The sequence below is a fragment of the Stenotrophomonas sp. 1L-E-5-B-C3 genome, from assembly GCF_057292075.1.
Genome location: NZ_JBXAWS010000029.1, coordinates 22,421 through 29,060, shown reverse-complemented (window position 1 = coordinate 29,060; position 6,640 = coordinate 22,421). Strand labels below are relative to the sequence as shown.

Here is a 6,640-nt window from a genome sequence, read left to right as displayed (position 1 = left end):
CCAGTAGGGAAAGGGTGGGGTTGGGGGTTGTGCGGGTGTTTGGGGTGGTTTTGACTGTTGTGTTTGTTAGGGTGGGTGGTTTTTGCTTGTGTCTTTTCCTTCCGCTACCGCCCTCAATCCACGTGGAAGGCGAGGGTGGCCGCCACGGCCTGCTGCCATCCCGCATACAGTTTCTCGCGCCGGGCCACTTCCATCTGCGGCTCGAAGCGCCGGTCCAGCCCCCACTGCGCGGCGATCTGTTCGCGGCTGGTCCAGAACCCCACCGCCAGCCCGGCCAGATAGGCCGCACCCAGGGCGGTTGTTTCGGTCAGCCGCGGCCGCAGCAGCGGTACGCCGAGGATGTCGGCCTGGAACCCGGCCAGGAAGTCGTTGCCGATCGCACCGCCGTCGGCGCGCAGTTCGGTCAGCGCGATGCCGGCATCGGACTGCATCGCATCAAGCACGTCGCGGGTCTGGTAGGCCATCGCCTCCAGTGCCGCGCGCACGAAGTGGGCCTTGTGGGTGCCACGGGTCAGGCCGAACATCGCCCCGCGTACGTCACTGCGCCAGTAGGGTGCACCCAGGCCGACAAACGCCGGCACCAGGTACACGCCACCACTGTCGGGCACCTGCACGGCCAGCGCCTGGCTGTCGCCGGCGCGCTCGATCATGCGCAGTCCATCGCGCAGCCACTGCACCACGGAACCGGCGACGAAGATCGACCCCTCCAACGCGTACTCCACGCGCCCGTCCAGGCCCCAGGCGATGGTGGTCAGCAGGCCATTGCGCGAGCGTACCGCCTGCGCGCCGGTGTGCATCAGCATGAAGCAGCCGGTGCCATAGGTATTCTTGACCATGCCCGGCTGGAAGCAGGCCTGGCCGAACAGCGCCGCCTGCTGGTCACCGGCGATGCCGGCGATCGGAATCGGATGGTCGAAGAAGAACTGCGGCCGGGTGTGCGCGTACACCGAACTGGAGTCGCGTACCTGCGGCAGCATCGCGCGCGGGATGTCCAGAAGCGCCAGCAGGTCGTCGTCCCAGTCCAGCGTGTGGATGTTGAACAGCAGGGTGCGCGCGGCATTGCTGTAGTCGGTCACGTGCGCCTGGCCACCGCTCAGGTTCCAGACCAGCCAGCTGTCGATGGTGCCGAACAGCAGCTCGCCGCGCTCGGCACGCTGCTGCGCGCCCTCTACGTGGTCGAGGATCCACCGCACTTTGGTGGCGGAGAAATAGGCATCGATCAGCAGGCCGGTGCGCTCACGGACCAGCGCCTCATGTCCTTCGGACTTCAGCCGTTCGCAGATGGCGTGGCTCTGCCGCGACTGCCAGACGATGGCGTTGTGGATCGGCTGGCCGGTCGCGCGGTCCCAGACCACGGTGGTTTCGCGCTGGTTGGTGATGCCCAGTGCGGCGATGTGGCGCGGGTCGATCTGCCCGCGGCTGAGCAGTTCGGTCAGCGTGGCATAGACGCTGGTGAGGATCTCGCGCGGGTCATGTTCGACCCAGCCCGGCTGCGGGAAGATCTGCGCGAACTCGCGCTGCGCGCTGCCGACGATGTCGCCGGCACGGTCGAACAGGATCGCGCGCGAACTGGTGGTGCCCTGGTCGATGGCCAGCACGTAGCGGGGCGTCATGCAGCGTCTCCGGTAGCGATTGGGAAATCCTAATGCATCGGTAGCGCCGGGCCATGCCCGGCGTCACCGTGATCCGCCGGGCATGGCCCGGCGCTACCGTTGCGTCATCCACGCCTGCAGCCGCGCCGCCTGCGCGGCATCCAGCCGCAGGCCCAGCTTGCTCCGCCGCCACAGGACATCCTCGGCGCTATGCGCCCACTCATGCTCGCGCAGGAACGCCACTTCGCGTGCATGCAGGCCAGCACCGAATGCCTCGCCCAGATCGGCCATGCTCTGCGCACCCTCCAGCAACGCCACGCTGCGGCTGCCGTAGGCTTCGGCCCAGCGCCGCGCGATGTCCGCTGGCAACCACGGCGCCAAAGCGATCAGTCGCGAGCATGCCTGCCCGGCGTCACCCCAGTCACTGCCCGGTAGCGGTTCTCCCGTTGCGGTCCATGCCGCTCCCATCTGTGACAGGGCAGGGCGCAGCAGCTCCAGCGCTTCCTCGGCCAGCACCCGGTAGGTTGTCAGTTTCCCTCCCAGTATGTGCAAAGCCGGTGCCGGATCCACCTGCAGCTGCAGGCGGTAGTCGCGGCTCAGCTTCGCCGCGCGCGGGTCGGGGTCGGCCAGCAGCGGACGCACGCCGGCGAACTGCCAGACCACATCTGCCGCGCTGATCGGTTCGCGCAGATAGCGGTTGGCCGCCTCGCACAGGTAGGCGACCTCGGAAGGCAGCACGTTGCAGCGCGCCGGGTCGCCGCGGTAGTCGGTGTCGGTGGTACCCACCAGCAGGTGGTCGTGGGCGAACGGCAGCAGGAACACTACGCGGCCATCGGGCTGCTGCAGCAGGCAGGCACTGTCGTCAGGCCAGGCGCGGCGCAGCACGATGTGGCTGCCCTGCACCAGGCGCAGGGCAGGGCCGGCGCTGCGCGGCTGCATCCGATCCAACAGGCCGCCTGCCCACGGACCGGCGGCATTGACCACGGCACGGGCGATCACCGCCTGCTGCTGGCCGTCGGCTGTTTCCAGCGTCACGTGCCAGCGGCCTTGTTCGGCGCGCAGGTCGACGCAGCGGCTGTGGACCCGTACCTGTGCACCGCGTTGCGCGGCATCCAGCGCATTGAGGACGACCAGGCGCGCATCATCGACCTGTGCGTCGGCATAGCTGAACGCCTGTCGCAGCGATGGCGAGAGCTGTGCGCCCAGCGGGTCCTGATGCAGATCCAGTGCGCCCGATGCGGGGAAGGCCGGGCTGCGCGGCCCCAGGTGGTCGTACAGCCACAAGCCCATGCGCAGCAGCCAGCGTGGGCGCAGGTGCGGTTCCCAGGGCAGCACGAAACGCAGTGGCCGGACCAGGTAAGGAGCCTGTCGGCGAACAACCTCGCGTTCGCCCAAGGCCTTGCGTACCAAGCCGAACTCGCGCTGTTCCAGGTAGCGCAGGCCACCGTGGATCAGCTTGCTGCTGGCGCTGGAGGTATGCGCAGCGAGGTCGTGCTGCTCGCACAGCAGCACGCGCAGGCCACGACCGCTGGCATCACGGGCGATGCCGGCACCGTTGATGCCACCACCGATCACCAGCAGGTCGACGTCGTGCATCGCGCCTCCGCATCCTGTGTGTATGTAGAGTCGACTGTCAGTCGACTGCTCTTGTAGAGCCGAGCCATGCTCGGCTATCGAAAAAGCAGTCGACTGACAGTCGACTCTACAGAACGCGGGTGACGGAAACGACGACGGGCCCCGCAGGGCCCGTCGCGTTACATCAATGAAGCAGTTACTGCCTGGATCAGAAGCGGGCGCCGATGCCGAAGCCGACGGTCCACGGATCCATCTTGGCTTCGCCGATCTTCTCGCCGCCGACCTTCACGTCCGGGCGCGAGCGCATGTAGCGGGCGTCGGCACGGGCGAACCAGGTGGAATTGATGTTCATGTCCACGCCGATGGTGCCGATCACGCCCTTCGCATCCTTGAGGCGGATGTCGGAGCTGCTGCCGTCAGCCAGCGTTTCATTGCTGAAGCTGGACTGGTAGTAGCCCACGCCCACGAACGGACGGAACACGTTGTCGGCCTGGCCGAAGTGGTACTGACCGCTCAGTGCGACCGGCTGCTGCTCGACGTTGCCCAGGCGGGCGTTGTTCGGGCCCTTCACCTTGTGGTCGAACTTGTCGGCGGCGCCCCACAGTTCAACGGCCCAGTTGTCGTTGATGTAGTAGCTGAAGCTGACGGTCGGCGCCGGGCCGCCATCGACCTTCTTGATGCCGTCGATCGGATCGTTCTTCGGCTGCAGCAGCGCGACGCCGCCAACCACGGCAAAATGCTTGCCCGAAGCGGTATCGGTGGTGCTGCTGTCCTGGGCGAAAGCGGCCGGCGCGAATGCGGCGGAGGTCAGCAGGGCGAGACTCAGGATACGGATGGAGCGCATGGGGGTATCTCCTAATGTTTCTTGTTTTGGGCCCCCGGTTGCGGGGCGAGCACACCGTAGTCGCCCCAACATGAATCGAATCCGACGCGCGTTAAAAAATAGTTTTCCTTGTTCAGCGACTGGAGCGGAAAGCCTGTTTTCATGGGCTTTCCGACCATCAGTGGCATTCATGCAGTTGGAGAAGATGTGAGCGAAGCAACGTTGTGCATCGGCCTGCAAGCGCAGGTGAAGGCGGATTGCAGGGTGCTGCTGCTGGGCTCGATGCCCGGCGTTGCGTCATTACAGGAGCAGCGCTACTACGCCCATCCACGCAATCGTTTCTGGCCGCTGCTGGCCGATATCTGCGGCTTTGACGCAGGACTGGCCTACCCACAACGGCTGCAGGCCCTGGCGGCGGCAAAGGTCGGCCTGTGGGATGTGATCGGCCAGTGCGAGCGGCGCGGCAGCCTGGATGCGGATATCGTGCGCGGCACGGAAGTGCCCAATGCGCTGCCGGCACTGATCGCTTCGCTTCCTGAGCTGGAGCTGATCGGCTGCAACGGTGGTGCGTCGCTGCAGGCATTCCAGCGCTGGGTGTTGCCCCGCCTGGAAGCCCCGCCGACGCTGCTGGCGCTGCCATCCACCAGCCCGGCCAATGCCGCGTGGTCGTTGCCGCGCCTGCGCCTGGCCTGGCAGCCGGTGGCCGACGCACTGGCGACATGAAGCGGACATCGTCCGGACAATACGCTACCGACTGGATGCAGCCGCAACCCATGGGCAACAGCGTGTCCCGGCTGCGTGCGTACTGAAAACACCTGTAACGGTTGGCGCTGGCCCCCGCTGGCCGCACAATAGACGTTTCCCTACACCAGATTGCCGGAGTTATCCCCATGGCCGAAATCAAGGAAGCACTTGTCCCCGATATCGGTGACTACAGCGATATCCCGGTAATCGAGGTGCTTGTCGCCGTCGGCGACACGGTCAAGAAGGACCAGGGCCTGGTGACGCTGGAAAGCGACAAGGCGACCATGGAAGTGCCGTCGGCCGTGGCCGGCGTGGTCAAGGAGATCAAGGTCAAGGTCGGTGACACCCTGTCCGAGGGCAAGGTCGTGGCGCTGATCGAAGTGGCTGAAGGCGAGGCTGCCAAGCCGGCTGCTGCCGCCCCGGCACCGGCCAAGGCCGCAGCGCCGGCCGCTGCCACCCAGAGCACGCCGGCCCCGGCCGCAGCTGCGCCGGCCGCTCCGGCTGCCAGCGGTGGTGCGGTTGAAGCGCTGGTGCCGGATATCGGCGACTATTCCGGCATTCCGGTCATTGAAGTGCTGGTCGCCGTCGGCGACACGGTCAAGAAGGACCAGGGCCTGGTCACGCTGGAAAGCGACAAGGCCACCATGGAAGTGCCGTCGTCGGTGGCTGGCGTGGTCAAGGAACTGAAGGTCAAGGTCGGCGACAATCTGTCGCAGGGCAATGTGGTCGCCATCATCGAGGCCGAGGGCGCTGCCGTGCCGGCGCCGACCAAGGCAGCCGCTGCTGCCGCTCCGGCTGCCGCCGAGACCGCCACCAAGGTCGAGCCGGTCGCTGTGCCGGCGCAGCCGGACAAGCTGGCGGCCCGCGAGATCGCCTCGGCCGGTACCCCGACCAGCCCGCCGGTGCAGTTCAACGCCGATGGCGTGCTGCCGGCCAAGGTGCCGTATGCCACCCCGGCGGTGCGTGTGTTCGCCCGCGAACTGGGCGTGGACCTGCTGCAGATCAACGGCACTGAGAAGGGTGGCCGCATCACCAAGGGTGACGTGCAGAAGTTCGTCAAGGCCGCACTCAGCGGCGGCGTGCCGGCTGCCGGCGGTGCTGCTGTCGCTGCCGGGGGTGGCCTGAACCTGCTGCCGTGGCCGAAGGTCGACTTCAGCAAGTTCGGCGACGTTGAAGTGCAGCCGTTGTCGCGCATCAAGAAGATTTCCGGCGCGAACCTGGCCCGCAACTGGGCGATGATCCCGCACGTCACCCAGTTCGAACAGGCCGATATCACCGACCTGGAAGGCCTGCGCGTGGCGCTGAACAAGGAAAACGAGAAGGCCGGCATCAAGCTGACCATGCTCGCCTTCCTGATCAAGGCCAGTGCCGCGGCGCTGAAGAAGTTCCCGGAGTTCAACGCCTCGCTCGATGCCAGCGGCGAGAACCTGACCCTGAAGAAGTACTTCAACATCGGCTTCGCCGCCGACACCCCGAACGGTCTGGTCGTGCCGGTCATCCGCGACGTGGACAAGAAGGGCGTGGTGCAGATCGCGCAGGAAACCGGCGAACTGGCCAAGAAGGCGCGCGACGGCAAGCTGGGCCCGGCCGACATGAGCGGTGGCTGCTTCTCGATCAGCTCGCTGGGCGGCATCGGCGGCACCGCGTTCACCCCGATCGTCAATGCACCGGAAGTGGCCATCCTCGGCGTCTCCAAGTCGTCCATCCAGCCGGTCTGGAACGGCAAGGAATTCGCACCGAAGCTGATGCTGCCGCTGTCGCTGAGCTACGACCACCGCGTCATCGACGGCGCCCTGGCCGCACGCTTCACCACGTACCTGTCGCAGGTACTGGCCGACATGCGCCGCGTGCTGCTGTAAGGCACCGCTTCGCCCCCACCGTGCGGCCGCAGCCCCTGGCGCGGCCG

5 protein-coding genes are annotated in these 6,640 nt (G+C 66.7%); 2 read left to right on the top strand and 3 right to left on the bottom strand.

Annotation, left to right across the window (positions count from 1 at the left end; translation table 11 throughout):
- Positions 1–113: 113 nt before the first annotated feature.
- The 3 genes from glpK to AC0Z6F_RS21665 form a co-directional block, all read right to left on the bottom strand.
- Complete coding sequence (gene glpK, locus AC0Z6F_RS21675; RefSeq protein WP_006394869.1) at positions 114–1,613, bottom strand: glycerol kinase GlpK; 1,500 nt, start codon at positions 1,611–1,613, stop codon at positions 114–116.
- A gap of 93 nt (positions 1,614–1,706) precedes the next feature.
- A complete protein-coding gene (gene glpD, locus AC0Z6F_RS21670) occupies positions 1,707–3,188 on the bottom strand; it encodes a glycerol-3-phosphate dehydrogenase (RefSeq protein WP_012512175.1) in 1,482 nt (493 codons plus the stop codon).
- Between the two features lie 187 nt (positions 3,189–3,375).
- Positions 3,376–4,011, bottom strand: a complete 636-nt coding sequence (locus AC0Z6F_RS21665) for an OmpW/AlkL family protein (protein WP_012512174.1) — start codon at positions 4,009–4,011, stop codon at positions 3,376–3,378.
- 186 nt (positions 4,012–4,197) lie between these two features.
- On the opposite strand from AC0Z6F_RS21665, the gene AC0Z6F_RS21660 reads away from it, so the two are divergent.
- Positions 4,198–4,713 carry a DNA-deoxyinosine glycosylase gene (locus AC0Z6F_RS21660; protein ID WP_006394728.1) on the top strand — a complete coding sequence of 172 codons (516 nt, stop codon included), beginning with the start codon at positions 4,198–4,200 and terminating at the stop codon, positions 4,711–4,713.
- A gap of 167 nt (positions 4,714–4,880) precedes the next feature.
- Entirely contained in the window at positions 4,881–6,593 is a 1,713-nt protein-coding gene (gene aceF, locus AC0Z6F_RS21655; protein ID WP_012512173.1) for a dihydrolipoyllysine-residue acetyltransferase, read from the top strand.
- The last annotated feature ends 47 nt before the right edge of the window (positions 6,594–6,640 follow it).